This is a genomic window from Neisseria sp. HMSC056A03 (genome assembly GCF_001815685.1).
Lineage (GTDB): Bacteria > Pseudomonadota > Gammaproteobacteria > Burkholderiales > Neisseriaceae > Neisseria > Neisseria subflava.
On record NZ_KV821588.1, the window covers coordinates 30,438 to 57,128 of the forward strand.

The window sequence follows — 26,691 nt, forward strand, 5'->3', positions numbered from 1 at the left end:
TCTCCTCTATTTCTCCTTTGTAGACTTGGCACACATTCTGTCGGATGTGTGCGTTTTTTTTGCCTATTTAAAATAAAGGCCGTCTGAATGTTGTAATCTTTCAGACGGCCTTTGTTTGTTGAATAGAATTAGATGTCTAATACCACTTCTTCTTTGACTTCTTCCATGACAACATAGCTGCGGCTTTCGGCAGCAGCCGGCAGTTGCAGCAAGATATTGCCGAGCATATCGCGATAGGCGGACATATTGGGCAGGCGGACTTTGATAAGGTAGTCGTATTCGCCGGAGACTAAGTGACATTCGAGAATTTGCGGAATCTTCAGCACTTCGCGTTTGAAGTCTTCAAAAATATTGCCGGATTTGGAGCGCAGTTTCAGCTCGACAAAGACCAAGAGGCTTTGACCTAAAGCATGAGGATTCAGATGGGCGTGATAGCCGGTAATAAGGTTGTCGCGTTCCAAGCGGCGGACGCGTTCGGTTACCGGCGTGGTGGAGAGGCCGACTTTTTCAGCCAATTCGGTCATGGGGATACGTGCGTTTTGTTGTAGGAGCTTGAGAATTTTTAAGTCGGTTTTGTCGAGTTCTTTCATGGCATTGATGTCTGTCGTTTTCATTTGGATTAAATCATAACCTTAAAACAGGCTGAGAAGAAGCATAAATGCCTAAAGGCGCGCATGAGGTCTAAATTATGAATAGATTATTCTTGTGGATTTCATGGAATCCTGTGTAGTTTTTGACCTATAATATTTACTTCAAAGTAATGGGGCAGGCCGTCTGAAACGAAATGCCGATAAGAGGAATACATTATGCGTCCGCTCAATGCGCAAATCCGTTTGGATAATTTACGTCAAAATTATCGTTTTCTCAAAGAGTTGCATGGCAATAAATTGTTGGCTGTGATTAAGGCTGATGCTTATGGGCATGGTGCGGTCAGATGCGCACACGCGTTGGCGGATATTGCCGACGGCTTTGCGGTGGCAACGGTAGATGAAGGCGTGGAGTTGCGTCAAAACGGCATTAAAAATCCGATTGTTTTGTTGGAAGGCGTATTTGAGGCTGCGGAGTATGCGGATGTTGACCGTTATGATTTGTGGCCGGCAATCGGCAGCCAATGGCAGCTGGAGACGTTTGTACATCATGAGTGGCAACGTCCGACAACCGTATGGCTGAAAATGGACTCTGGTATGCACCGTGCCGGTTTCTTTCCGCATAACTATGCTGCCGCCTATACTGCATTGAAACAATCCGAATCGGTTGAAAACATTGTGAAATTCAGCCATTTTGCCTGCGCGGACGAACCGGAAAACGGCATGACCGAAATGCAGCTTGAAGCGTTTGATTTAGCGTGTGAAGGTTTGGAAGGCGAAGAGAGCTTGGCCAATTCCGCCGCGATTTTGAACGTACCTGAAGCACGCCGCGATTGGGGACGTGCCGGTCTGGCTTTATATGGTATTTCGCCTTTCGGCGGCGTGGATGAGCGTTTGAAACCTGTTATGCGCCTGACTTCCCGCGTTTTCGGCGAGCGTGTGTTGCAACCGCATTCTCCGATTGGCTACGGCGCAACGTTCTACACCAGCAAATCTACCCGTGTCGGTTTGATTGCCTGCGGCTATGCCGACGGTTATCCGCGTCGTGCTTCCACTAATTCCCCTGTGGCGGTGGATGGCAAACGCAGTCGTATTATCGGCAGGGTATCTATGGATATGATTACGGTTGAGTTGGAAGCCTCGAAAGAGGGCTTGGGCGCGGAAGTCGAGCTTTGGGGCGATGTAATTAATATCAATGAAGTTTCTGAAGTTGCCGGTATGATTCCGTACGAAATCCTCTGCAATATTAAACGTGCGAAGTTTACTTATATCGAATAAGCAGTAATAAAAGATCAGGCCGTCTGAAATGTGTGTTCAGACGGCCTTTTTGTTATCTGCAATTAAAACGATTCGTCAGCGCGTAAATAACGCCATTTGCCCGGCGGCAGTCTGCCGAGTTTGACTTTTCCTATGCGGATGCGTTTCAAACCGACGACGCGCAGGCCGACCAGTTCGCACATGCGGCGGATTTGGCGTTTTTTGCCTTGTCGCAAAATAAAGCGCAACTGGTCTTCGTTTTGCCATTCGACTTTGGCGGGGCGCAATTTTTCTCCGTCCAAACTCAAGCCGTGGTTGAGCAGGGCAAGGCCTTTGTCGTCCAGTTTGCCGCGGACGCGGACAAGGTATTCTTTTTCGCTGCTGCTGTTTTCGCCAATCAGCTGTTTGGCGATGCGGCCATCTTGGGTGAGCACCAACAATCCGACAGAGTCAATGTCCAAGCGGCCGGCAGGGGCTAAACCAAATTTGTGTTTTTCGCTGAAAGGGATACGGCTGTCGTCGCCTTCCCAGTGGTTTTCGGCTGTGATGAGTTCTGCGGCGGATTTATAGCCTTTTTCTGCCTGCGCGCTGACGTAGCCGACGGGTTTGTTTAGTAGGATAGTTACGCGCGCTGCTTGTTTTTCATGGGCTTGTTTGTTGAGGTCGATGCGGTCGCGCTCGGTGACTTTTTGACCGAGTACGGCGGTTTGGCCGTTGACTTTGACCCAGCCTTGCTCGATGTAGCTGTCTGCCTCGCGGCGCGAACATAAGCCTAATTGCGCCATGCGTTTGGAGAGGCGCATGGTTTCGGAATCGTTGTTTTGCATGGTATGGCAATATAGAGAAATGGGAATATCGGATTATAGCATTGACCGTTTGTCAGGCCGTCTGAAAACTGAATATTTGGATTTTCAGACGGCCTTTCGTTTGCTATATGTTAAGGAATATTTAGTTTTGAAGTAAAAAATGAAGGGTATATTGTCTGTTTGTGTTAACCTTACGGACGAACTAATCATTTTGTTTTCAGTCGAATTGGGGTTGAAATGACATTTCACTCATGAAATCATGAAGACTATAATGACTGGTCTTTCTGAAGCGCATTAAGGCAGTTTGTCGCTAAAGCAAGCCTTGGTGCATCACGTTTTAAGGATAAATCAATGAAATCGCTCAAATCATTTTTGATCTGGGGCATTGTGGTTTTGGTAGGCTTGGCCTCCTTTACTACTTTAGCTCTCAGCCGTGGCGAGCAAGTCAGTGCGATTTGGATGGTTACGGCCGCCATTTCGGTATACTGCATTGCCTACCGTTTCTACAGTCTTTACATTGCCAACCGTGTGATGCAGCTTGATCCTAACCGTCTGACTCCGGCAGAACGCCACAATGACGGCTTGGACTATGTGCCCACACATAAAGGCGTACTGTTCGGCCACCACTTTGCCGCTATTGCAGGCGCAGGCCCTCTGGTTGGTCCTGTATTGGCAGCGCAAATGGGTTATCTGCCCGGTACTTTGTGGATTATTTTCGGCGTGGTATTTGCCGGTGCCGTACAGGATATGATGGTACTGTTTGTTTCTATGCGCCGTGACGGTAAGTCTTTGGGCGATATCGTGAAACAAGAACTCGGTACCGTCCCAGGCGTGATTGCGTCTATCGGTATTTTGATGATTATGGTCATCATCATGGCGGTGTTGGCGCTGATCGTTGTGAAAGCATTGGTTCACAGCCCTTGGGGTACGTTCACCATCGCAGCGACTATGCCGATTGCTCTGTTTATGGGTATCTACACCCGTTATATCCGTCCGGGCAAAATTGGTGAGATTTCCATCGTCGGCTTTATTTTGCTGATGTTGGCCGTGATTTATGGTGAAGATGTTGCCCATAGCTCCTTTGGTCACTGGTTCGACCTTGACGGCATTCAGCTGACTTGGGCGATTATGATTTACGGTTTCGTGGCTTCCGTATTGCCGGTTTGGCTCTTGCTGACTCCACGTGACTATCTGTCTACCTTCCTGAAAATCGGTACGATTGCAGCTTTGGCTTTGGGTATCGTTATTGTAAACCCGACTCTGCAAATGCCTGCAGTTACCCACTTTATCGATGGCTCAGGTCCGGTATTCTCAGGTGCATTGTTCCCATTCTTGTTCATTACCATTGCGTGTGGTGCGGTTTCAGGCTTCCATGCGCTGATTTCTTCAGGTACCACACCAAAAATGGTGGAAAACGAAACCCACGTCCGCATGATCGGCTACGGTGGCATGATTATGGAAAGCTTTGTGGCCATTATGGCTCTGGCTGCCGCCGCTTCGCTTGATCCAGGCGTGTACTTCGCGATGAACAGCCCGGCCGCGCTGATTGGTACAGATGCCAACACAGCTGCCGAAGTCATTACCACTAAACTGAACTTCTCTGTTGATGCCGCAACCCTGTTGCACACTGCTAAAGAAGTGGGCGAAAACACCATTCTGTCTCGTGCAGGCGGTGCGCCAACCCTCGCAGTCGGTATGGCACACATTATGAGCCGTCTGATTCCGGGCGAAGCCATGATGGCGTTCTGGTATCACTTTGCCTTGCTGTTTGAAGCCTTGTTCATCTTGACCGCGGTTGACGCCGGTACACGTGTTGCCCGTTTCATGATTCAAGACTTGGGCAGTATCTTCTACAAACCATTCGGTAACACCGACTCTATCCCTGCCAACTTGGTTGCAACATTCTTGGCTGTGGCATTGTGGGGCTACTTCCTCTATACCGGCGTAACCGACCCTCTGGGTGGTATCAACTCGCTCTGGCCGTTGTTCGGTATCGCCAACCAAATGCTTGCAGGCGTAGCGTTGATTATGTGTACCGTTGTATTGGTGAAAATGAAACGCGACCGCTATGTTTGGGTAACTTTGGTTCCTGCTTTCGGCGTATTGTTTGTCACCTGCTATGCCGGTTTGCAAAAACTGTTCCACAGCGACCCACGCGTCAGCTTCTTGGCTCACGCAGGCAAATACCGCGATGCCTTGGCTTCAGGCGAAGTCCTTGCTCCAGCTAAAGACATTGGCGAAATGTCACAAATCATTTTCAACGACCAAATCAATGCCGGTTTGACCGCTTTGTTCCTGGCAGTTGTCGTGATTGTCGCCGTGTACGGTTTCCGTACCGCCATGAAAGCCCGCAAAGTCGGCTGGCCAACTGCTAAAGAAATTCCAGCAGTGTACCGCGACGGTAAACAGCCGGAGGCTCAGAATGAAGCATAAGCTTGCATCTTGGTGGAAAACCATCAAACTGACAGCAAACTTGATGGCCGGTGTCCCAGATTATGAAAACTACGTTGCCCGCCAGCGCAGACATAATCCCAACGCGCCGGTCATGACTAAGCTGCAATTTCAAGACTACTGTCGCAAACGCCGTTGCGGCGGCAACGGCGGACGCTGTTGTTAATTAAGGCATGAAAAAAAGGCCGTCTGAAAATATTTTCAGACGGCCTTTCATTATAGAATATCAATAAACATCAAAAACTTTTTCTTGTCATCAATATTTAATCGAACAACTTGTCGATATTTACTCTTCTTCGAGTAGTACCAGCGGACGCTGTATTTTTCTGAGTTCTTCCACCTCGTCTAACAGCCGCATAATCAGCCCCAATGCGGGAATGCCGGCCTCAAAATCACGGCTTAAGCGTTGTGCGCGACGGATGCGGGCAAGATGAAAACCACTGAAGGTGCTTTTTTCGGGCGCACCATCGATGCTGATGATGTCTTCTGCTATAAGTTCCAACAGCCAATCGCGACGGCAGCGGCTGGCGGCAACGATTTCTTCAAAAGTAAGGGTAATATCGGAGGACTGAATCATAATTTATCCTTTCTCTTATGCTTGTTTTGCGGCAAAGTGTTCGGCCAATTTTTCCCATGCGGCACGGTCGGCTTCGCTCTCTACTGGCGGAACATTAATGCGGATATTAAGATAAAGGTCTCCGGCTTCTTTTGCAGGAATACCTTTGCCTTTAAGGCGGATGCTTTTACCGCTTTGGCTGTTGGCAGGCAGATTGACCTGTAAGCGGCCTGAAGCGGTAGGGACGATGATTTTGCCTCCCAATACGGCTTCCCAAGGTTTGACATCTATTGTTTGATATACGTCTTTCCTGTTTTTGACATATAAATCAGGTTGGTCGTGGAACTTGATTTTTAAGTACAAGTCACCGTTTTCCCCGCCGTTGTATCCCGGCAAACCTTGACCGGCCAAACGGATTTGTTGGCCTTCTGCAATACCTTTGGGGATTTTAACGTTGAGGGTTTTATTTTGATAAACCGCACGTCCGTATTCGTCTAGAGTCGGCACATTCAAAGTCATGCTACGTTCTGCACCAACATACGCTGCATAAATATCAATACTCAATTCAGCATGTTGATCCTCGCCTTTTATTGGGCCGCGGGGTTGCTCGGAACGAGTGTGGGATTGGCGGAATGATGAAAACAGATCTTCAAAATTGAAGTCTCCCGCTCCGAACGGTTCGCCTTCATGACGTTCATAGTGGAAGCCGCCACCGTTAAATCCATTGCCAAACGGATTGCCGCCTTGACCGAACGGATTTCCTCCGGCGCTGCGTCCGTAAGGATTAGCCAACATTTCATCGTATTCAGCCCGCTTTTCTTTGTCGGAAAGCGTTTCGTAGGCACGGTTGATTTCTACCGTACGTTCGGCTGCGTCAGGTTCTTTGCTGACATCGGGGTGGTATTTGCGCACCAGTTTTCGGTAGGCTTTTTTGATTTCGGCCTCATCCGCATCTTTGGCAACGTCTAGTATTTCATAATAGTTTTTTTCTGCCATGTTATTCCTTTGACTGCTCATATACAAAATTCTTATGGTTTTAATAATTGAGGGTAGATATTCTAAAATCAAGGGCGTTAGAAATAAAATTCTCTATTTCTGACAATGATTAATGGATAATTTATTTCTTTGTTTCTAGAGAAATAGAGAATATAAAGGCCGTCTGAAATACGGTTTTTCAGACGGCCTTTATCAAATTGGGGTTTTATTTGTCTTGAGCATTTTTTTGTTCGTTAACAATCCATTGAGCAATATCTGAACCCAAGACTTTAGAAGTGCGATTTAAGACCGCACAAGAGCTTTTATAGGCACCAAACATGCCGCCGGAAGAGTTGCGGGTAAATGTTTTTTTATTAACTTGTTTGCCGTCAACATACAAAGTGGCTGAAACCGCCATACCTTTGGCGTGACCGATAAAGGCATTGCCTGCGCTCATGGCGGAAGTAATGGCGATATCAGCGTATGTGCCTTGTTTTTTACCGTCACGGACAATAGTTACATCACTTTTGGCTGCAGTTTCTTGCAAGGATTTGGACATAATGCTGCCCACTTCTAAACATTCGGAAACGATACGGGTATCGATTTCTTCTTTGTCGCGGTAAGGAATACTTTCATCAATATGGACATCTGCGCTGGCAAATGCAGACGCAAACAAGAGTGCGGTTGCAAGGATGCGGTTAGGAGACATAGTAGGGCACCTAAAATAGAATGTTAAAAAGAGTTGTCATTGTATAACGGCGTTCTCACTCAATCAACATAAGTTAAGTTGGTCAATACTTTGTTGAAATGAGTGTTATGGTGAGACAAATCAAAAGGCCGTCTGAAATAATTTTGTTTCAGACGGCCTTTTGATTGAGGTATTAATTTGTTCTGGTCAAATAAGGCAGGGGATCGACTGCTTTGCCGTTTAGACGTACTTCAAAATGAAGTTTGACGCTGTCTGAATCGCTGCTACCCATGGTGGCGATAACTTGTCCTGCTTGGACTTTTTGATCTTTTTGTACCAAAAGCGTGTCGTTGTGGGCGTAGGCGGTAATGGTGTAGTCATTGTGGCTGATCAAAATCAGCTTACCGTAGCCGCGGACTTCTTCGCCAACGTAGATAACGGTACCTGCTGCGGCGGAACGGATTTGTTGGCCTTGTGTGCCTGCAATATCTATGCCTTTGCTGGTGGTGCCGTTGTAGCGTTGGATAATGGAGGATGAAGCGTTATCGGTCGGCCATTGCAGGTTCAATCGGTTGATCGGGGTAACGGCAGTGGTTTGGCGTTGCTGCGTTGCAGTGCTGCGTGAGGCAACATGACGGCGGACACGCAATACTTGGCCGACTTCGATTTGTGAGGCGTTGGGAAGGTTATTCCATGCAACCAGTGTGTTGACATTTTGTCCGTAGCGTTTGGCGATTTGGGTCAGGGTATCGCCAGGGCGGACTTTGTAGTAGCCGTCAGGTACGGCGCGGTTGGAAGAGGTATTGTTGCCGGCGCAGGCTGCTAAGACGGCAATGGTGCTGATGAGTGCCAGACGTTTCAAGGCCGTCTGAAAGGTGGGAATAAAGTTTGTATTCATGGGATATTTCAAAATGTATCGTTATGCTGCGTATGATAGATAGGAAGAGTGGAAAAAGGTTCACTCAAAAGACACGGGATAAAATACAGAAAGGCAGTATATTAATATTGAAAATTTGTGGATATGGCGGCATATTTTTTTATCATTTTGATGATAAAGGATTTTTTCGATAAGGTAAAAGAAAGTGAAAGTTTTTTCAGACGGCATTGAATAAGGCAATAAAAATCCCCTGCCGGGATAAACGGGTAGGGGATTTTTGTCTTATCGAACTTATTTGTTCAATTCGTTAGCCAGATACAGCCAGGTTTCAATGACGGTGTCAGGGTTGAGCGATACGCTTTCGATACCTTCTTCAACCAGCCATTTGGCGAAGTCCGGATGGTCTGATGGGCCTTGACCACAAATGCCGACGTATTTGTTTTGTTTGCGGCAGGCAGAGATTGCCAAGTGCAACATCACTTTAACGGCAGGGTTACGCTCGTCGAAGGAGTCAGATACCAAACCGCTGTCACGGTCGAGGCCGAGGGTCAGCTGGGTCATGTCGTTAGAGCCGATGGAGAAGCCGTCGAAGTATTGCAAGAATTGTTCTGCCAATACAGCGTTGCTTGGCAACTCGCACATCATGATCAGGCGCAGGCCGTTTTTGCCGCGTTCCAAACCGTTTTCTTTCAGGGCTTTAACAACAGCTTCTGCTTCACCCAAAGTACGGACGAATGGAATCATGATTTCGACGTTGGTCAAACCCATTTCATCGCGAACACGTTTCAAGGCTTTGCACTCGAGTGCGAAGCAGTCTTTGAAGTTATCGGCTACATAACGCGCTGCACCACGGAAGCCCAACATTGGGTTTTCTTCGTGCGGTTCGTAGATGCTACCACCCACCAAGTTAGCGTACTCGTTGGATTTGAAGTCAGACATACGAACGATGGTTTTGCGTGGATAAACCGAAGCAGCCAAAGTTGCCACACCTTCCGCAATTTTATCGACATAGAAGTCGACAGGAGAAGCGTAGCCGGCGATGCGGCGGGTAATTTCCGCTTGCAATTCATCGTCTTGTTTATCGAATTCTAACAAGGCTTTAGGGTGGATACCGATTTGACGGTTGATGATGAATTCCATACGCGCCAAGCCGATACCTTCGCTAGGCAGGTTGGCGAAGCTGAATGCCAATTCAGGGTTACCAACGTTCATCATTACTTTTACAGGTGCTTTAGGCATGTTGTCCAAAGCAACATTGGTAATTTGTACGTCCAGCAAGCCGGAGTAGATGAAGCCGGTATCGCCTTCGGCACAAGATACGGTAACTTCTTGACCTTCAGACAGCAGATCGGTAGCGTCGCCACAACCTACAACAGCCGGAATACCCAATTCACGCGCGATAATCGCTGCGTGGCAGGTACGGCCGCCACGGTTGGTAACGATGGCGGAAGCACGTTTCATTACCGGTTCCCAATCCGGGTCGGTCATGTCGGTAACGAGTACGTCGCCTGCTTCAACGGAATCCATTTCGGACGCATCTTTCACCAAGCGAACTTTACCTTGACCAACTTTTTGACCGATAGCTCGGCCTTCGCACAAGACCACTTTTTCGCCGTTGATCGAGAAGCGGCGCAGGTTGCGGCTGCCGTCTTCTTGAGATTTCACGGTTTCAGGACGCGCTTGCAGGATGTAGAGTTTACCATCTAAGCCGTCGCGGCCCCATTCGATGTCCATTGGGCGGCCGTAGTGTTTTTCGATGGTCAGCGCGTAATGAGCCAACTCGGTTACTTCGGCATCGGTAATGGAGAAGCGTTGACGGTCTTCTGCAGGTACATCAACGTTGGTTACAGATTTGCCGGCTTCGGCTTTGTCGGTAAAGATCATTTTGATTTGTTTCGAACCCATGGTTTTGCGCAGGATAGCCGGCTTGCCTGCTTTCAAAGTAGGTTTGAATACATAGAATTCGTCAGGGTTTACCGCGCCTTGTACGACGTTTTCACCCAGACCGTAAGAAGAGGTAACGAAAACGACTTGGTCGTAACCGGATTCGGTATCGATGGTAAACATCACACCGGAAGCACCGCTGTCAGAACGCACCATGCGTTGTACGCCGGCAGAAAGGGCAACGATGTCGTGTTCGAAGCCTTTGTGTACACGGTAAGAAATGGCACGGTCGTTGTACAGGGAAGCGAATACATGACGCATTGCTTCTTTAACGTTATCCAAGCCGTTGATGTTCAGGAAGGTTTCTTGTTGGCCGGCGAAAGAAGCGTCCGGTAAGTCTTCTGCTGTTGCGGAAGAACGTACGGCAACGGAAATGTCCGCACCGCCGGCATCGGCAACCATTTTGTTCCAAGCTGTTTCGATTTCAGCATCCAGCTGCTCAGGGAACGGAGTATCCAAAATCCATTGACGGATTTCTTTACCCACGCGTGCCAATTCGGCAACGTCTTCAACATCCAGTTGTTTCAGGGCTTCGGAAATACGCTCGCTCAGACCATTGTGAGCCAGGAAAGCACGATAAGCTTCGGCTGTGGTTGCAAAACCGCCGGGAACGCGCACGCCTTTTTCAGTCAGTTGGCTGATCATTTCGCCCAACGAGGCATTTTTACCGCCCACTCGCTCAACGTCAGTCATACGCAGGTTTTCAAACCAAATAACGTAGTTTTCGGCCATTTGTGTGTCCAATCCAATCCAAAAATGTTAAAAAAGAAACAAATCCGCCTGCTTATTGTAGCCATTCGTTTGATGGCTGTCATGTGTTTTATCTTTTTAAAAATCACAAATTCGTCTGTGATATTGTGCTTTTCAGACGTGTAGCCTTCTGAAATGTGAATATCAGATTCATGTTTTTACGTGTTATCTTCTTGTTAAATATGGAAAACAAAATAAGTTAATAAATTTAAGAATCGAAATTTATTTTGCAAATGTGGAATATAATTCCAATAAATCTAAAAAAATAAAATTTTATTCTAATTTAAAATTTGTTCAAATTTGTTGTAATCCTGTGTAATCTACCGGGAATCGCTTTATTGCAAAGGCTGTAACTGCTATGATTGCCGTCTGAAATGTTACCCTCAGAAGGATTCACTATGACAGCTCCACGCCAAGTCTTCTATATTTCCGACCGCACCGGTCTGACCGCCGAAAATATCGGTGAAGCCCTGTTGAACCAATTCGGCAATGTCGAGTTCAAGCGCCATGTTTATCCATTTATCGATACGTCTGAAAAAGCGTTGGCCGTAGTGGATGAGGTCAATAAGACAGCCGAACAGTTTGGCGATCGTCCGATTGCTTTTGTCAGCGTGGTAAATGATGCAATCCGTGAAATCATCAAAAAATCCAATGCATTCCATATTGATTTCTTTGAAACGTTCTTGGGTTTGCTGGAAAAAGAATTGAATGTTGAAGCAACGATTGCCGAACGAGGCCATCATAGTATCGGCAATACCAAGCGTTACGATGCGCGTATGGAAGCAGTGAACTTTTCGCTCAACCATGATGACGGTGTCAGCGATAAAAACCTGCAGGAAGCGGATGTGATTTTGATGGGCGTATCCCGTTCGGGCAAAACGCCGACTTGTCTTTATTTGGCTCTGCAATACGGTATCCGCGCCGCAAACTATCCATTGATTCCCGATGACTTGGAATCAACCGATTTGCCGCGTATGGTTAAACCTTATAAAGACAAGCTGTTTGGTTTGACTATTCAACCCGAGCGTCTACAGGCTATCCGTCAGGAGCGCCGTCCTAATTCGACCTATGCCAAAATCGATACTTGCCGCAGCGAGATTGCTGATGCGCAAAATATGTTCAAACGCCACGGAGTGCCGTTTACCAATACAACGGATAAATCTGTGGAAGAACTCGCCGTTCATATCTTGCAGGCTTGCAAGCTGAAACGCCGTTTCTAAATGAAATGATAAAAGGCCGTCTGAAACTTCAGACGGCCTTTTTTTATTTGGTACATTAGGTTTTAGGCAGGGTGACACCGGTTTGTCCCATGTATTTGCCGTTGCGGTCTTTGTATGAAGTTTCGCAGACTTCATCGCTTTCAAAGAACAAGACTTGGGCCACGCCTTCGCCGGCATAAATTTTGGCAGGCAGGGGGGTAGTGTTGGAAAACTCAAGCGTAACGTAGCCTTCCCACTCGGGCTCGAACGGGGTAACGTTGACGATAATGCCGCAGCGAGCGTAAGTGGACTTGCCTAAGCAGACGGTCAGGACGTTGCGCGGGATGCGGAAATATTCGACTGTGCGCGCCAGTGCAAAGGAGTTGGGCGGAATGATGCAGCAGTCGTCTTCGACGGTAACGAAGTTTTTCGGGTCGAAATTTTTCGGGTCGACGATGGTGCTGTTGATATTGGTGAAGATTTTGAATTCATTGGCACAACGGATATCGTAGCCGTAGCTGGATGTGCCGTAGGAAATGATGCGTTGGCCGTTTGCCTCTTTGATTTGGTTGGGCTCGAACGGCTCAATCATGCCGTGTTCTTCGGCCATGCGGCGTATCCATTTGTCGGATTTAATGCTCATGGTGGTTGTCCTGGGGTAAGGGTTGTTTGGAAATTCTTTAAAATCAATACAACAGCCTTTAGGCAGGCTTGTTAATTGATGTTTCAGACGGCCTGAAATATGGATAAGGCCGTCTGAAAGGCTGTTTATTTGGTTTTGGAAGCAGATTTCTTAGGCAGTTTGACTTCTTTAATCATACCGTCTTCGCATTTCATGATGAAGACGGGTGTGCCGTTTTGAGAAGCGGTAAAGTTTCCGTGCGCCTTGCCTTTTTTGAACATGCCTTCCAGTGTCATATTGCGTAATTTGGCGCTGTTGGAGGAGAAAGGTTCGATAAAGGTTTCGCGGTTGCCGGAAACGGTATATGCGCCTTTGCCGTCAAATTTGCCATTTTTAAATGTGCCGACATAGCTGCGGCCGTCTTGGCATTTCCATGTGCCTTTACCGGACGGTTTGCCGTCTTTGCCGACATCGCCATCATAAGCGCAACCTTTTTCCTGATAAGGATTGATGGTTTCGGCAATGGCAGGCGTACCCAGCATGAAGGCGATAGGGAGTAGGGCGAGGTATTTCATCATTCATTCCTTTTTGCAGACAGTTTCAGACGGCCTGATATTGGGATTCAAAAGTCAGCAGGGTTTCAGCAATACGGCGTGGCAATATGGCTAAAGCGTGTTCGCGCATGGCAGTAGGGATGCCGTAGTAGGCTTCGGCAATACTGCCGGTAATGGCTGCCAAGGTATCGCTGTCTCCGCCCAGGGAAATTGCCAGTCGGATGGCGTGTTCAAAATCATCGCTTTCAAGAAAGGCGGTAATCGCTTGAGGTACGGTTTCCTGACAGCTTTCGTTGAAATGATAATGCGGGCGGATTTGGTCACAACTTTGGCTCAAGTCGTAGCCGAATTGCCGTGTAATATTTTCTTTGATTTGCGTTTTTTCCATGCCGGTACGCACCCAAAAGATGGCGGCGGCTACGGCTTGCGCACCTTTAATGCCTTCCGGGTGGTTGTGCGTCACGATGGCGGATTGTTCGGCAAAATGCAGGGTTTCTTCCAATGTGGCAAATGCCCAGCCAACGGCAGAAACACGCATGGCCGAGCCGTTGCCCCAGCTATTATAAGGTTCTGGATCTTTCCATTCTATCCATTGTGAGAAACGGCCGCCATATGCGCCTTTCGGACAGGGATATGCCCTACACCAGCCTTGCAAAATAGAGGCCAAATTATTGTTACAGCCTTGTAAAACCCAATCGGCAATGGCAACAGTGCAAATCGTATCATCGGTAAAGTCGCTGTCGGGGCTGAAAATATCAAAATCGGTGTGACGGTAGTTGTCAAACTCAAATCTTGATCCGGCAATATCGCCAATGACTGCGCCCAACATCATGACATCCTTTCTGATACTTCATTTATATTTCAGACGGCCTTTGATATTTCCCAATCAAAAGGCCGTCTGAAAAATTATTCTTGCCAGCCGCCCAAATAAGAAACCAGTTCTTCCAACATGGTGCTGATGGCTTCGGTCATCAGGATTTGCGAGGCAAAGGCGAGGCTGGCGGCATCGTCGCCGTTGCTTTCGGCTTCTTCTTGCAAAACGTCCAGATACTGGATGCGTTTGAGCGTAAAGTCTTGAGTGAGGATGAACGCAATTTGTTCGCGCCATACTAAGCCCAGCTGGGTAACGGTTTTGCCGTTTTTGACGTGTTGTACCACTTCGTCGGCGGTCAGGTCTTGTTTGGAAACTTTGACGACCGGAACAACATCGCCTACGCCTTTGAGTTCGCAATCGCTGTCCAATTCAAAACCACCTTCGCAGTGACCTTGCAGCAGCCAGCTGGTCATCAAGGAGGAGGGCGATTGTTTGATATTGGGTAGGGCTGCTTCCAAACCGCCCAAGGCTTCGCGCAGTTTGGTCAGGATATTTTCCGCTTTGGCAGATGCGGCATTGTTGACCAAAAGATAACCATGGCGCGTGTCGAAAATCGCCTGTGTGCGGCTGCTGCGCGTAAAAGCGCGGGGCAGCAGGTCGTCAGTAATCTGTTCTTTCAGCTCTTGTTTTTCCTTACGGCCGACATTGCGCGCTTCGTTGTTTTGGATTTCCAAAACCTTTTCATCCAAAATATCGCGGATGACGCCGGCAGGCAGGACTTTTTCTTCTTTTTTCAGAGCAACGCGCCAAGTGTAATCGGCAGGGAAAACCAGCTCGGGCGAAAAGGAAACCGGCGTGGCAAAGCCTTCGCTAAACCAGTCCAAACCCTGACAATGGGCAAATTCGGATTGCGCCAATTTATCGGCAAGGACTTCCAATTCGGGCAATTTGTCTTTGTTGAGCGGATAAAAACTGATTTGCTTAAACCACATGGCGAGTTTTCCTTTTATTAAAACCGGCATTATACAGGGAAAATAACATACGGAAATCGGCAGCATCTTTAAAAATGCAGTAAAGGCGTTGACAGAAGAAAAGGCTTTCTGTATAGTTCGCGCTTCGGTTACGCGCCCATCGTCTAGAGGCCTAGGACACTGCCCTTTCACGGCGGCAACCGGGGTTCGAATCCCCGTGGGCGTGCCAAAATTCTTAAAAAACGCTCCTGCTTTTTGCAGGGGCGTTTTTTGTTTTCAGACGGCCTGTCGCTGTGAAAATATCTTTAAATTGGTTTACAATAATGCCATTCTGAATCTTAACGAGAGAAAACAATGTTAGACATCCAATTGCTCCGCAGCAATACCGCCGCAGTTGCCGAACGTTTGGCCACCCGCGGTTACGAGTTTGATACCGCGCGTTTCAACGCTTTGGAAGAGCAACGCAAAGCCGTTCAAGTGAAAACAGAAGAGTTGCAGGCTTCACGCAACAGTATTTCCAAACAAATCGGCGCGTTGAAAGGCCAAGGCAAACACGAAGAGGCTCAAGCTGCAATGGATCAGGTTGCTCAAATCAAAGTGGATTTGGAGCAGGCTGCCGCTGATTTGGATGCCGTTCAGAAAGAATTGGACGCATGGTTGTTGACCATTCCGAACCTGCCGCATGAAAGCGTACCTGCTGGTAAGGATGAAACTGAAAACGTTGAAGTCCGCAAAGTCGGCACGCCGCGCGAATTTGATTTTGAAATTAAAGACCATGTTGATTTGGGCGAGCCTTTGGGTTTGGATTTTGAAGGCGGTGCGAAGCTGTCTGGTGCGCGCTTTACCGTGATGAAGGGCCAAATTGCCCGTCTGCATCGCGCTTTGGCTCAGTTCATGCTGGATACGCACACGCTGAAACACGGCTATACCGAACATTACACGCCTTACATCGTGGACGATCTGACCCTGCAAGGTACGGGCCAACTGCCTAAATTTGCAGAAGATTTGTTCCACGTTACTCGCGGCGGCGACGAGAGCAAGAAAACGCAATATCTGATTCCGACCGCCGAAGTGACGCTGACCAATACTGTTGCCGACAGCATCGTGGCCGGCAGCGATTTGCCGTTGAAATTGACTGCGCATTCCCCATGTTTCCGCTCCGAAGCGGGTGCATACGGCAAAGACGTGCGCGGTTTGATTCGCCAACACCAATTCGACAAAGTGGAAATGGTGCAAATCGTTCATCCGGAAAAATCATACGAAGCGCTGGAAGAAATGGTCGGCCATGCTGAAAATATTTTGAAAGCGTTGGAACTGCCATACCGCGTGATCACTTTGTGTACCGGCGACATGGGTTTCGGTGCAACCAAAACCTACGACTTGGAAGTTTGGGTTCCTGCGCAAAATACTTACCGCGAAATTTCCAGCTGCTCCAACTGCGAAGATTTCCAAGCTCGCCGCATGAAAGCGCGTTTCAAAGATGAAAACGGTAAAAACCGTTTGGTGCATACTTTGAACGGCTCAGGCTTGGCAGTCGGCCGTACTTTGGTGGCGGTTTTGGAAAACCATCAAAATGCCGACGGCAGCATTAATGTTCCTGCTGCGTTACAACCGTATATGGGTGGCGTGACCAAATTGGAAGTAAAATAATCGCTGTTTAAAAGAAAAGGCCGTCTGAAACTTGGGTTCAGACGGCCTTTCCTATGATTGAACAATTATTTGTTGTGTTGACGGAAATATTCCCATTCTTCGACAACGGTACTGTCAGGCAAGTGGCACACGCCGTATTCGTTGCCGTCTTTGTTTCTTTTGATTTCGGATTTGCCGCCTTGTTTGACGCAGAATTCGGAAGCCGGATTGGCCACGCCGATAGGAGATTCTTGTTTTTCAGAAGCGGAGCAGGCGGCCAAAGCGGTTGCGGCAGCGAGGCTGAGGATAACGGGTTTGATCATGGCGTGTCTTTCATTTGAAGGGTAAAAACAAGCGGATTATAGGGGACGCTTGCGTTTAATTGAGTTAAACAGATTAAAGGCCGTCTGAAAAGTTTTCAGACGGCCTTTAGTTTAGGAAGTCAAACCAGATTATTTGGCTGCTTCGGCTTTTTCGCCTTCTTTAGCAAAGTATTTGGCGTAAATTTTGTCGTATTCGCCACTTTCGCGTACTTTTTTCAGCGCATCGTTCAACATTTTGATGGTTGCTTCGTCGCCTTTGCGTGCAGCGATACCGTAGTTTTCGATGGTGAAGTCAGGCAGGGAGATGAAATCCAAGCCTTTAGTCGGGTTATTTTTCACATAGTTTGCAATAACCGCGCTGTCGCTGACTACGGAATCCAAACCGCCGTTTTCCAATTCTTTGATAATCAGGGGAACGCTTTCAAAGCGGGCGATTTTCGGATTGTCGTTGCCCAAGAGTTTGGAAACGGAGAAGTCCCCGGTGTAGCCGGTTACTACGCCGACTTTGGCCATGTTTTTCAGGTCTTCGGAAGAAGCCACTTTTTTGCCTTTTGGAACGAGGACAACTTGGGTGATTTCAAAGTATGGATCGCTGAAGAGCATGCTTTGTTTGCGGTCGTCAGTGATGGTTACGCCGGACATAACAATGTCCACGTCGCCGTTGTTCAGAGAAGGGAAGAGGCTTTCCCATGGCTGGTGTTTGAATTCGACTTTGAAGTTGCCGGCTTTAGCCATGGCATTCATCAAATCTACGTCAAAACCTTCCACTTTGCCGGCAGAATCCAAAGATTCAAATGGGGCAAACTCGGCGTTGGAGCCGACACGGTACACTTTATCGGCAGGAGCAGAGGCATTGTTGCTTTGACCACCGCAGGCAGTCAGGGCAAGGGCGGAACAAGCGAGGGCAGTGGCCAGCCATTTTTTCATGTTCATGATATGTGCTTTCTTAATAAAATGTTAACGGATAAAATCTTAGTTTAGCATAATTTTGTGAACAAACTAGCCGAAATCAGTGGTCTTTTTCTCGGAAAAATGCGTAGGTTACGTCATGGAAGAGGTCGGTGTGCGGACTGTCTTCATAGCTCAATTCCGCCAACGCGTCTTCAAAGGCAAGCTGGATGGATTCTACGGCATCGTTGGCCATGTCGGAGGGCAGGGAGCGGATAAGGCCTTTGAGTGCGGTGGCGAGGACGTGGTTTTGCATACGCAAAGCGTCGTTGGCCTCTTCCAGATATTCGAGGCGTTGTTCGATGCTGCTCATGATGTATCCTTGAGTATTAAATAAAATAGTGATTATATAGCGAATTAATATTAAAATGTGACGCTTGCGCCGGCTTGCCGGATATGTCCAACCATCGGCCGTATTTCAAGTGATTTTAGGTTTGAATACGGTTCACAATAAAAATGAAAAAACGAGATTATTATGGAAAACAACCGTCTTGACCCCGCAGCCCTCGAGGAAGAAGACCTGAATTGGGAAAAACGCTTGGAAAGATTACGTCAGGCACGACAATTCAATACTGCGCCGACTCATGCGCCATTGGTCAAAAAATCGGACGACGCTGTCGATGCTGCATCCAAAAACGCACCTAAAAAAGAATATAAATTGGATGCCGACAATCGTGAAAAAGTATTGGAAGAGTATTTGTACCGTTGGCAGTTGGAACACAATACTGCCCTTGCTGACGAGGGCGAAGCAGTGGAAACCGATGCGATGGTGGTTTTGCAGGACAACTGGTTGAGCGCGCAATCTGCGTTGCAGGCTGCGGCTTCAGAGCGTCATATCGAATCGACCCGTACCGTCAGACTGAATCCGAAATCAGGTGCGGTAGATTTTGATGTGCCTGAAGTGGAAGAAACTGAAAAACCGGAAAATGATGATGCGGAAGCGACTGAAGAGGCGGTTTCAGACGGCCTTGAACAAGAACCGGCCATTAATGTCCATATCAATGTATTAAACCCGCAAGCGATTGGCCGTCGGGAAGTATTCTGCGTTTCTGAAAAAGAGTTGACCGAGCGCCTGATTAAGCGTTTGCGTCCCCATGTGGCCGATGCGGTCAACGGCATGATTCGGATTGCCGTACAAAAACAAATGGCCTTGTTCACTTACCAGTTGCAGCAAATGCTGAACGAGCAGGCTCCGGGCTTGGTGGAAGATGTCTTGGAACACAACGTCAAACGTATTTTGGACGATATGAAGACTGAAATGAAATACCGCCGTTGAGTATCTAGGCCGTCTGAAAAATTTCAGACTGCCTTTGGCGTAAATTTCCCTTAAAATTTTACGAAGCGTGTATAATAGCGGCTCACGTTTTCGTGATAAATATCCTTTCTAAATAGTTGATATGCCCGATGCAGAATCGGGCATTTTTTTTGAGATTGTTATGAATAAAAATAAAATCATTGTATTGCTGATTGCTTTGGTTGCCGTATTTGCCTATAACAAAATGCAAAACAAGCAGCCGGTACAATCGCAGAATCAGCAGCAAATAGAAGCTGTTCAAAAACAAAATAATGCGGGCAAAAAGAATGCCGATACTGCTCAGCAGCAAATCGGTTCGGGCAAAGAATCAGCCGAAGCGGTTTTGAAACAGGCGTTTGAAAACGAGCAAAGCGATATTCAGGTTGAGGGCGAGGGCACGGTATGGAAAACACTGCCGGATGACAACAAAGGCACGCGCCATCAACGCTTTATCTTGAAGCTTTCCAGCGGTCAAACGCTTTTGGTGGCGCATAATATCGATTTAGCCGACAAAATCAAAGGCTTGAAAAAAGGTGATAAAGTAGCGTTTTACGGCGAATATGAATGGTCGGAGCAGGGCGGTGTTATCCATTGGACACATCATGATCCGGCAGGCCGTCATGAAGACGGTTGGCTGAAGCACGGCGGACAGGTTTATCAATAACCGTTCAGACGGCCTTCTGCTTGAAAGATGACAGGAATAAGCGCAAAATGTTAACAAATTAAACAGGCGTATTGTTTACTGCGCCCATCGAAACATACGGTAGATTGAAAAAAATGAGCAAAAAACTTCATCCTCAAACGCTTGCCATCCGCAGTGGCAAAGAGCAAACCGAATATTATGAACACAATCAGGCTCTGTTTTTGACCAGCAGCTTCATGTGGGAAAACGCCCAACATGCGGCTGATTTGTTTTCTAAAAAAATCAAAGGTTTTACTTATACCCGTACGGCCAATCCGACTACTGCAGCCTTTGAAAAACGCATTGCCGCATTGGAGGGTGCAGAGCGCGCAGTGGCCACTTCGACCGGTATGTCCGCGATTCAAGCAGCGTTTTTTACCTTCTTGAAAGCAGGTGATCATGTTATTTCCAGCCGCAGTCTGTTTGGTACGACTGTCGGTTTTATCAATAACATCGTAACTAAGTTCGGCATCGAGGTCAGCCATGTATCGCCGGTTGATGTAGATGAATGGAAAGCGGCAATCAAGCCCAATACCAAACTGTTTTTCTTGGAAACGCCGTCCAACCCTTTGGGCGAAGTTGCCGACTTGGAAGCATTGGCCGAACTGGCACACAGCATTGGCGCGCTTTTGGTGGTGGACAACAGCCTCTTGTCGCCCGTCGGTTCGCAGCCTTTAAAACACGGTGCGGATATTTCCGTGTCTTCCGCAACCAAAGCGATTGACGGACACGGCCGCGTGATGGGCGGCGTATTGGCCGGTTCGGAAGAGCTGATGACGCAAGTTGCCGTATATTGCAACTCTTGCGGTTTGGCAATGTCTCCGTTTAACGCATGGCAGTTGTTAAGCGGCGTGGAAACCCTGTCGCTGCGTATGGAAAAACAGTTTGATAATGCGTTAAAAATCGCCCAATGGCTGCAACAACAGCCGCAAGTCCAAGCCGTGTACTACACCGGTTTGCCCGACCATCCGCAAGCCGAACTGATCCGTAAACAGCAAAACGGCGGCGGCATCGTCATCGGCTTTGAAGTTGCCGATCAGGAAGCCGCATGGAAAATCGTGGACGGTGTAGAACTCTTTTCCCGTACTGCCAACCTCGGCGACGTGCGCTCAACCATCACCCACCCGTGGACAACGACTCACGGCCGTATGCAGCCTGAAGAAAAACTTGCCGCCAATATCCGCCCGGGATTGGTGCGCCTGTCTGTCGGCTTGGAATACGTTGACGATTTGATTGAAGATTTGAAGCAAGTCTTGAACAAATAAGTTTAAAAAAGATATTTCAGACGGCCTGTTGCGATAAGGCCGTCTGAAGTTTATGAACACACATCTGAATCATACAAGGAAAGAATATGACTGAAGCAGAATTCGCCTCATGGGCAATGAAAATCCTACTGAGCGGCCTGATTATCTTTTTGGGCTTTATCGTTTGGAACTTGGGTAAAGAATCCAAAGCCGGCAAATTCGGTATTGCCATGCTCTTCTTGGTTTTGGGCTTGGGTGTGTTTGGATTCGTATTTAAAGAATTACTGATTAGCTTTTTGGTATTGCCGAAGTAAGCAGAACGTTTATAGATAGAACAAGGCCGTCTGAAAATGTTCAGACGGCCTTTTGATTTGATGGTTTAAATTACGCCCAATTCTTGCAAGCCGCGCAATACGCCGTCTTCATCAACACTTGAACAGACGAATTGTGCGGCCGCTTTGGCTGCTTCTTCGCCATTGCCCATGGCAACACCAAAGCCGACGGTTGACAGCATTTCCAAGTCGTTGAAGCTGTCGCCGAATGCCATTACTTTGCTCATATCAATGCCCAGTTTTTCCACTGCGTGGGCGATGCCGCGTGCTTTTGAACCTTCTTTGCGCAACAGGTCTACAGCATATTCATGCCAGCGGACGGTTTTGAAGCCGTGTTGCCGGGTCAGCGGTTGCAGGATTTTTTCTTCTTCCTTGTCTACAAAGACCAACATTTGATAAACAGGTTGTTTGCGGAAATATTCTTTGTCAGTCAGGAAGTTGGGCAGGATATGCGATAAGCTCTCAACAACGCGCGGAGAGTTGGAGGAGACGGCAATTTCTTGGTTGTTGACGAATGCGTAGTCTATTTTGTGTTGTTCAAGCAGGTTGATGGCGGTTTTGATGTCGGCAATATCCAAGGGGTAGCTTTGCAGGGGTTCTCCGCGAAAAGAAATGTATTGGCCGTTGATGGTAACGAGCATGTCGATACCGCATTCTTGAATCAAGGCTTTGACTTTGGCGGGCATGGCGGCTTCAGGACGACCGGTGGCAATGGCAGTCAAAATGCCTTTGGCTTTTAATGCGCGCATGGCTTGGGCAACCGAGGGACGCAGGGTATCCGTGTATTTGCGGTAGAGGGTGTCGTCGATGTCAAAGAAGATGATTTCAGGGTTGTTCATGGTTTACTCGTTGGGCTGGGTATACACAGCTTTCATTGAAAATTGTGTGAACAGCTTGTGTATAAATTGGTTTAGTATTTGATTGCTATTATGAAAATAAGTTCTGATTAAAATTTAGGCAGAGTTTTATTTTGAGAATAAAGCGGTAAGTTATTCACAATAGGCCGTCTGAAAATTTGGTTTTCAGACGGCCTTGTTTTAAGCAATCAAACGGATATTTTCTTTGTCTTGCCTGAATTTGTTTTTAATCACCAGAGGCAGGCTGCTGTCGAAATACCAGTTTCCATCAGGCAATGCCAACGCGCCGCCGGCGCAGAGCAGGGTAATGCTGTTTCCGGTCAGGGGATCGGTTTCGGTAATTTCAATTTCGTGCGCTTTGCCCCAATCGGTTACGGGGAGTAGGGCGGCAAGCTCGGTAATGCGTTGGTTTTGATGTTTGATACCGTTTGGCTGGCGGCAGTTGCCATTACATTTTCCGACGGCCTCGACAGGGCAGGGTTCGCCTTTTGCGTAGCTGGTCGGCAAAATATTGAGAGAATCTGGGCAGAGTTTGTGTTCTTGCGACCATTGCGTCAAAGCACGTTTGGCTGCTTTTTTGTGGGCAAACAAACCGTAAGGGCGCCAATTTCTGGTGCCGCTGTTTAACAAGACGATGCGTGCTTGAAGGCTGCCGTGTTCGTCAGCGATAAAGCGGACGGTAGAAAACGATGTGGACTTTTCAGACGGCATCAGTTGGTATTCCTGCATGGTCTGGGCTTTGAGCCATAATGTATGAAGCTGTCCAACTGCCGGAATAAAACGGATAGAGGCTGCGGCTTTGATGTACGGTGGCAGTTTTTTGCTGTGCAGCAGGGTGGCGGTTTCACTGTATGCGCGTTCGTGTGCTTCAATGGCTTGGGCTTTGCCGAAATGGTCAAGCCAAACCAATACGCCGTAACTGTCGGGCAGGGCATAGAGCTGTTGGGCAAGCGAATCAGGCAACCAAATGGGCAACATTTTCGGATTCATCAATACACGGACGTGTTCGTCCCATTGTTGATGATTTTTTTCTGCCAGACTTAATTCGAGATAATCACATAATGCGACAACATCAGTCATAGCGCGGTGGCGGTTGGCCGTCTGAATGCCGGTGCGTTCGATAATACTGTCGAGACTGTGTTTGTAAAACTCAGGATACAGGCGGCGCGACAGTTGAACCGTACAGAGGGAGGGTGCGGCAAAGTCAGTATGGATACGGGCAAACTCGTGGCGTAGGAAGGTATAGTCAAAGCGGCTGTTGTGGGCAACAACCACTGCACCTTGCAATAGCGGCAACAAATCGGCTGCAATATCGGCAAAGACAGGCGCGTTTTTCACTGTTTCATCATGAATTTCGGTCAGTCTGGCAACGAATTCAGGAATGCTGCGGCAAGGATTGACCAATTGCTCGTAATGTGTGGCGCGTCCTTGCTCAAAACGAACAAGGGCGACTTCCGTTATCCTGTCTTGATAGAAATTTCCACCGGTCGTCTCCAAATCCACCACGACCACAGGCCGTTCCAAACGGGAAAATGCTTCGGATAAGAGCGGCCAGCGTGCGAAATCTGACATTTTATTCTCTGTAAATTCAATAGCAAATGCGCATTTTACACGCTGTCTGCAAGTTTTCCAAATAAAACGCTTGACAGTAAATAGCCCTCTCTTTATAATCCAAATCTTTCTTGATGCACCCGTAGCTCAGTTGGATAGAGTATCTGGCTACGAACCAGAGGGTCGGGCGTTCGAATCGCTCCGGGTGCGCCACAGAAAATCTCCGCGCCCATCGTCTAGCGGTTAGGACATCGCCCTTTCACGGCGGTAACCGGGGTTCGATTCCCCGTGGGCGTGCCAGTTTATAAAAAAAGCGCAATCTGTTTCAGATTGCGCTTTTTTGCGTCTGTCGGTTTTGAAATAATTTGAACTGCTCTTTTTATCTGCTAATGCTGGTTGACATTTGTCATAATCTACTAAAAGCATTTATTATTACATATCTAATAATCATAATTTAAGGGAAAACGTTCATGGCGTGGCAGTTTGTGTTGCCTGCTTGGGTGGTGGGTGTAGTGCTTTCATTTGCGTTGCCGTTTGTGCCTCCATGGTGGGCTTGGTTGTCTGTAATCATTGGCGCGCTTGCGTTGTGTCGAAGATTTGCTGTAGCTTGGTTGGTGCTGGCCGTCTGTGTGGGCATGGTGTTTGGGGTGTGGCGGACCGGGCTGGTGTTGGCTGGTCAATGGCCTGTGGGGGAGGCGACGGCTAAAGTTTTGACGGTTGAAGTGGCGGATATGCCGCGTGATGATGGTCGGCGTGTGCAGTTTGCGGCAAGGGCTTGGGATGAGCGTGGGCAGGCTTTTGATTTGATGTTGTCGGATTATCAGCGGCGCGATTGGGCGGTGGGCAGCAGGTGGTCTGTATCGGCGCGGGTAAGGCCGGTGATCGGTGAAGTGAATGTGCGTGGTTTGAACCGTGAAACATGGGCTTTGGCCAATGGCATTGATGGCATGGGTACTTTGGGGCACGACAGGAAACTCGTGCGCAAAGGTGGCGGTTTCGGTTTGGCTGATATGCGTGATGCGGTAAGCCGGAGTTGGCAGAGAACAGGGGACAAATATCCTGAGTTTTCAGACGGCATAGGGCTGATGCGTGCTTTGAGTATTGGCGAGCAATCGGCGTTGAGGCCGCCTTTGTGGCAGGCATTCCGCCCTTTGGGACTGACGCACTTGGTCAGTATTTCGGGTTTGCATGTGACGATGGTGGCGGTATTGTTTGCCTGGCTGATTAAGCGAATTTTCCGTTCTTTGCCGTGGATTCCGGCAAAACCGCGTGTGTGGATATTGGCCGGCGGTGTTGCCGGTGCTTTGTTTTATGCGCTTTTGGCAGGTTTTTCCGTGCCGACGCAACGCAGTGTGTTGATGTTGGCTGCGTTTGCATGGGCATGGTGGCGCGGCAGTGGCAGCTCGGGTTGGATGGCGTGGTGGCAGGCTTTGGCCGTTGTTTTGTTGTTGGACCCGTTGGCTGTATTGGCCGTGGGAACTTGGCTGTCATTCGGTTTGGTTGCTGCTTTGATTTGGGCTTCATCAGGCCGTCTGAAAGAGTCGGGGTGGCGTTTGGCTGTACGGGGACAATGGGCGGCAACTATATTGTCGGTGGTATTGCTAGGCTATTTGTTTGCTTCGTTACCTTTGCTCAGTCCGTTGGTCAATGCGCTGGCTATTCCTTGGTTTTCTTGGGTGTTGACGCCGTTGGCTTTGCTGGGGTCGGTTTTTCCGTTTGAACTTGTCCAGTTGGTAGCGGCATTTTTGGCGGAATATACTTTACGCGGTTTGGTATGGCTGGCTACGGTATCGCCTGAATTTGCCGTCGCAGCGTCGCCCGTGCCTTTGCTGGTGTTGGCGATGATGGCGGCTTTGCTGTTATTGCTGCCTAAAGGAATGGGCTTAAAACCTTGGGCATGTCTGGTTTTATTGGGCTTTGTGTTTTACCGTCCTGCCAAGCTGGAGGAGGGGGTGGCAAGGGTTACGGTGATGGATGCAGGGCAAGGTTTGTCGGTGTTGGTGCAAACGCGTAACCGCAATCTTTTGTTTGATACGGGAACGGAGCAAGTGGCGCAAACAGGTATTGTGCCGAGTTTGAACGCTATGGGTGTGCGCCGTTTGGACAGCCTGATTTTGTCGCACCATGATATTGACCATGACGGTGGTTTTCAAAGTATAGCGGCTGTCGGTACCGATAAGTTGCTTGCCGGACAACCTGAGTTTTATCCGAATGCAGAGTTTTGCCAAGAAGACAAATGGCGATGGGACGGCGTAGATTTCGAGTTGCTCAGGCCGTCTGAAAATACGGGCAAGGAAGATAACGACCAAAGCTGCGTATTGCGTGTCGTGGCAAACGGCAAAGCCTTGTTGATAACCGGAGATTTGGGCGTGAAGGGCGAGGCCGGTTTGATTGAGAAATACGGCAATGCGCTGTATAGCCAAGTGTTGATATTGGGACATCACGGCAGCAGCACGGCTTCGTCAGGCAGCTTTTTGCATACGGTTTCGCCGCAATATGCCGTGGCATCCAGCGGCTATGCCAATGCCTACAAACATCCGACCATTGCCGTACAAAATCGTGTCCGTGCGCACGGCATTACTTTGTTGAGAACGGATTTGTCAGGCGCGTTGGTGTTTGCTTTGGGACAGGGCGATATATTTCAAGGCCGTCTGAAAAAGGATAAGTTTTATTGGCAGAAGAAACCGTTTGAGTAAAAAGGATCAAAGGCCGTCTGAAAGATTTTTCAGACGGCCTTAATATTTTTTATTAACGGGCATTATCCAAATTTTGTGTGAATC

General features: G+C 48.2%; 26 protein-coding genes and 3 tRNA genes. 13 read left to right on the forward strand and 16 right to left on the reverse strand.

What is annotated here, in order from left to right; translation table 11 throughout:
• Positions 1-128: 128 nt before the first annotated feature.
• Positions 129-590, reverse strand: a complete 462-nt coding sequence (locus tag HMPREF3052_RS01805) for a winged helix-turn-helix transcriptional regulator (RefSeq protein ID WP_003747450.1) — start codon at positions 588-590, stop codon at positions 129-131.
• A 216-nt stretch (positions 591-806) separates the two neighbouring features.
• Here HMPREF3052_RS01805 and alr point away from each other — a divergent pair, with 216 nt between their 5' ends.
• The gene (alr, locus tag HMPREF3052_RS01810; protein WP_070748124.1) at positions 807-1,865 is read left to right on the forward strand and encodes an alanine racemase; all 1,059 of its coding nucleotides are present in this window, start codon (positions 807-809) and stop codon (positions 1,863-1,865) included.
• A gap of 62 nt (positions 1,866-1,927) precedes the next feature.
• On the opposite strand, the gene HMPREF3052_RS01815 is transcribed toward alr, so the two are convergent.
• Positions 1,928-2,671 (reverse strand): pseudouridine synthase, encoded by a 744-nt coding sequence (locus HMPREF3052_RS01815; RefSeq protein ID WP_070748126.1) that lies wholly within the window; start codon positions 2,669-2,671, stop codon positions 1,928-1,930.
• 330 nt (positions 2,672-3,001) lie between these two features.
• Between HMPREF3052_RS01815 and HMPREF3052_RS01820 the strand changes: the two genes are divergently transcribed.
• Positions 3,002-5,083 carry a carbon starvation CstA family protein gene (locus tag HMPREF3052_RS01820; RefSeq protein ID WP_070748127.1) on the forward strand — a complete coding sequence of 694 codons (2,082 nt, stop codon included), beginning with the start codon at positions 3,002-3,004 and terminating at the stop codon, positions 5,081-5,083.
• A complete protein-coding gene (locus HMPREF3052_RS01825) occupies positions 5,073-5,267 on the forward strand; it encodes a YbdD/YjiX family protein (protein WP_070748129.1) in 195 nt (64 codons plus the stop codon). Before HMPREF3052_RS01820 ends, HMPREF3052_RS01825 begins: the two co-directional genes overlap by 11 nt.
• Before the next feature lie 120 nt (positions 5,268-5,387).
• On the opposite strand, the gene HMPREF3052_RS01830 is transcribed toward HMPREF3052_RS01825, so the two are convergent.
• The 5 genes from HMPREF3052_RS01830 to ppsA all read right to left on the reverse strand — a co-directional run bounded on the left by HMPREF3052_RS01830 (position 5,388) and on the right by ppsA (position 10,873).
• A complete protein-coding gene (locus HMPREF3052_RS01830; protein ID WP_003685006.1) occupies positions 5,388-5,678 on the reverse strand; it encodes a chaperone modulator CbpM in 291 nt (96 codons plus the stop codon).
• Between the two features lie 15 nt (positions 5,679-5,693).
• Positions 5,694-6,653 carry a DnaJ C-terminal domain-containing protein gene (locus HMPREF3052_RS01835; protein ID WP_070748131.1) on the reverse strand — a complete coding sequence of 320 codons (960 nt, stop codon included), beginning with the start codon at positions 6,651-6,653 and terminating at the stop codon, positions 5,694-5,696.
• A gap of 205 nt (positions 6,654-6,858) precedes the next feature.
• The gene (locus HMPREF3052_RS01840; protein ID WP_070748133.1) at positions 6,859-7,341 is read right to left on the reverse strand and encodes a hypothetical protein; all 483 of its coding nucleotides are present in this window, start codon (positions 7,339-7,341) and stop codon (positions 6,859-6,861) included.
• A gap of 172 nt (positions 7,342-7,513) precedes the next feature.
• Positions 7,514-8,218 (reverse strand): peptidoglycan DD-metalloendopeptidase family protein, encoded by a 705-nt coding sequence (locus tag HMPREF3052_RS01845; protein WP_070748135.1) that lies wholly within the window; start codon positions 8,216-8,218, stop codon positions 7,514-7,516.
• Between the two features lie 270 nt (positions 8,219-8,488).
• Positions 8,489-10,873, reverse strand: a complete 2,385-nt coding sequence (ppsA, locus tag HMPREF3052_RS01850; RefSeq protein ID WP_070748137.1) for a phosphoenolpyruvate synthase — start codon at positions 10,871-10,873, stop codon at positions 8,489-8,491.
• Between the two features lie 416 nt (positions 10,874-11,289).
• On the opposite strand from ppsA, the gene HMPREF3052_RS01855 reads away from it, so the two are divergent.
• On the forward strand, positions 11,290-12,111 hold the full coding sequence (locus HMPREF3052_RS01855; RefSeq protein WP_049352599.1) for a posphoenolpyruvate synthetase regulatory kinase/phosphorylase PpsR: 822 nt from the start codon (positions 11,290-11,292) through the stop codon (positions 12,109-12,111).
• 55 nt (positions 12,112-12,166) lie between these two features.
• On the opposite strand, the gene dcd is transcribed toward HMPREF3052_RS01855, so the two are convergent.
• The 4 genes from dcd to rdgC form a co-directional block, all read right to left on the reverse strand.
• Positions 12,167-12,733 (reverse strand): dCTP deaminase, encoded by a 567-nt coding sequence (dcd, locus tag HMPREF3052_RS01860; protein ID WP_003680541.1) that lies wholly within the window; start codon positions 12,731-12,733, stop codon positions 12,167-12,169.
• 125 nt (positions 12,734-12,858) lie between these two features.
• Positions 12,859-13,290, reverse strand: coding sequence for an MORN repeat-containing protein (locus tag HMPREF3052_RS01865; RefSeq protein WP_070748138.1), 432 nt, complete (start codon positions 13,288-13,290; stop codon positions 12,859-12,861).
• Between the two features lie 22 nt (positions 13,291-13,312).
• Positions 13,313-14,095 carry an ADP-ribosylglycohydrolase family protein gene (locus HMPREF3052_RS01870; RefSeq protein ID WP_070748140.1) on the reverse strand — a complete coding sequence of 261 codons (783 nt, stop codon included), beginning with the start codon at positions 14,093-14,095 and terminating at the stop codon, positions 13,313-13,315.
• 77 nt (positions 14,096-14,172) lie between these two features.
• Positions 14,173-15,072: a recombination-associated protein RdgC gene (rdgC, locus tag HMPREF3052_RS01875; RefSeq protein ID WP_070748142.1), complete on the reverse strand. Its 900-nt coding sequence runs from the start codon at positions 15,070-15,072 to the stop codon at positions 14,173-14,175.
• Between the two features lie 132 nt (positions 15,073-15,204).
• Between rdgC and HMPREF3052_RS01880 the strand changes: the two genes are divergently transcribed.
• Both HMPREF3052_RS01880 and serS read left to right on the forward strand, forming a co-directional pair.
• Positions 15,205-15,280, forward strand: a tRNA-Glu gene (locus HMPREF3052_RS01880).
• A gap of 125 nt (positions 15,281-15,405) precedes the next feature.
• Positions 15,406-16,701 (forward strand): serine--tRNA ligase, encoded by a 1,296-nt coding sequence (gene serS, locus HMPREF3052_RS01885; protein WP_049352604.1) that lies wholly within the window; start codon positions 15,406-15,408, stop codon positions 16,699-16,701.
• Between the two features lie 65 nt (positions 16,702-16,766).
• On the opposite strand, the gene HMPREF3052_RS01890 is transcribed toward serS, so the two are convergent.
• From HMPREF3052_RS01890 to HMPREF3052_RS01900, 3 genes are all read right to left on the reverse strand, one after another.
• On the reverse strand, positions 16,767-17,003 hold the full coding sequence (locus HMPREF3052_RS01890) for a putative hemolysin (protein ID WP_070748144.1): 237 nt from the start codon (positions 17,001-17,003) through the stop codon (positions 16,767-16,769).
• Between the two features lie 129 nt (positions 17,004-17,132).
• Positions 17,133-17,936 (reverse strand): basic amino acid ABC transporter substrate-binding protein, encoded by an 804-nt coding sequence (locus tag HMPREF3052_RS01895; protein ID WP_049332057.1) that lies wholly within the window; start codon positions 17,934-17,936, stop codon positions 17,133-17,135.
• A 76-nt stretch (positions 17,937-18,012) separates the two neighbouring features.
• Positions 18,013-18,264 carry an NGO1151 family protein gene (locus HMPREF3052_RS01900; RefSeq protein WP_003680526.1) on the reverse strand — a complete coding sequence of 84 codons (252 nt, stop codon included), beginning with the start codon at positions 18,262-18,264 and terminating at the stop codon, positions 18,013-18,015.
• Positions 18,265-18,426: 162 nt separating this feature from the next.
• Between HMPREF3052_RS01900 and HMPREF3052_RS01905 the strand changes: the two genes are divergently transcribed.
• The 4 genes from HMPREF3052_RS01905 (at position 18,427) to HMPREF3052_RS01920 (ending at position 21,485) form a co-directional block, all read left to right on the forward strand.
• Positions 18,427-19,227 (forward strand): hypothetical protein, encoded by an 801-nt coding sequence (locus tag HMPREF3052_RS01905; protein ID WP_070748146.1) that lies wholly within the window; start codon positions 18,427-18,429, stop codon positions 19,225-19,227.
• A 121-nt stretch (positions 19,228-19,348) separates the two neighbouring features.
• Complete coding sequence (locus HMPREF3052_RS01910; RefSeq protein WP_070748148.1) at positions 19,349-19,909, forward strand: DUF3465 domain-containing protein; 561 nt, start codon at positions 19,349-19,351, stop codon at positions 19,907-19,909.
• A gap of 113 nt (positions 19,910-20,022) precedes the next feature.
• Entirely contained in the window at positions 20,023-21,192 is a 1,170-nt protein-coding gene (gene metZ / locus HMPREF3052_RS01915) for an O-succinylhomoserine sulfhydrylase (RefSeq protein ID WP_070748150.1), read from the forward strand.
• An 86-nt stretch (positions 21,193-21,278) separates the two neighbouring features.
• Positions 21,279-21,485 carry a DUF2788 domain-containing protein gene (locus HMPREF3052_RS01920; RefSeq protein WP_003680520.1) on the forward strand — a complete coding sequence of 69 codons (207 nt, stop codon included), beginning with the start codon at positions 21,279-21,281 and terminating at the stop codon, positions 21,483-21,485.
• Between the two features lie 65 nt (positions 21,486-21,550).
• Here the strand turns inward: HMPREF3052_RS01920 and HMPREF3052_RS01925 are convergent, their stop codons facing one another.
• Together HMPREF3052_RS01925 and HMPREF3052_RS01930 are read right to left on the reverse strand one after the other, a co-directional pair.
• Positions 21,551-22,342, reverse strand: coding sequence for a Cof-type HAD-IIB family hydrolase (locus HMPREF3052_RS01925; protein WP_070748152.1), 792 nt, complete (start codon positions 22,340-22,342; stop codon positions 21,551-21,553).
• A 198-nt stretch (positions 22,343-22,540) separates the two neighbouring features.
• A complete protein-coding gene (locus HMPREF3052_RS01930; RefSeq protein WP_070748154.1) occupies positions 22,541-23,932 on the reverse strand; it encodes a 3'-5' exonuclease family protein in 1,392 nt (463 codons plus the stop codon).
• A gap of 115 nt (positions 23,933-24,047) precedes the next feature.
• Between HMPREF3052_RS01930 and HMPREF3052_RS01935 the strand changes: the two genes are divergently transcribed.
• The 3 genes from HMPREF3052_RS01935 to HMPREF3052_RS01945 all read left to right on the forward strand — a co-directional run bounded on the left by HMPREF3052_RS01935 (position 24,048) and on the right by HMPREF3052_RS01945 (position 26,607).
• Positions 24,048-24,124: transfer RNA gene (locus HMPREF3052_RS01935), tRNA-Arg, on the forward strand.
• A gap of 12 nt (positions 24,125-24,136) precedes the next feature.
• Positions 24,137-24,211, forward strand: a tRNA-Glu gene (locus HMPREF3052_RS01940).
• 170 nt (positions 24,212-24,381) lie between these two features.
• Positions 24,382-26,607 (forward strand): DNA internalization-related competence protein ComEC/Rec2, encoded by a 2,226-nt coding sequence (locus HMPREF3052_RS01945; RefSeq protein WP_070748156.1) that lies wholly within the window; start codon positions 24,382-24,384, stop codon positions 26,605-26,607.
• Positions 26,608-26,691 lie beyond the last annotated feature (84 nt).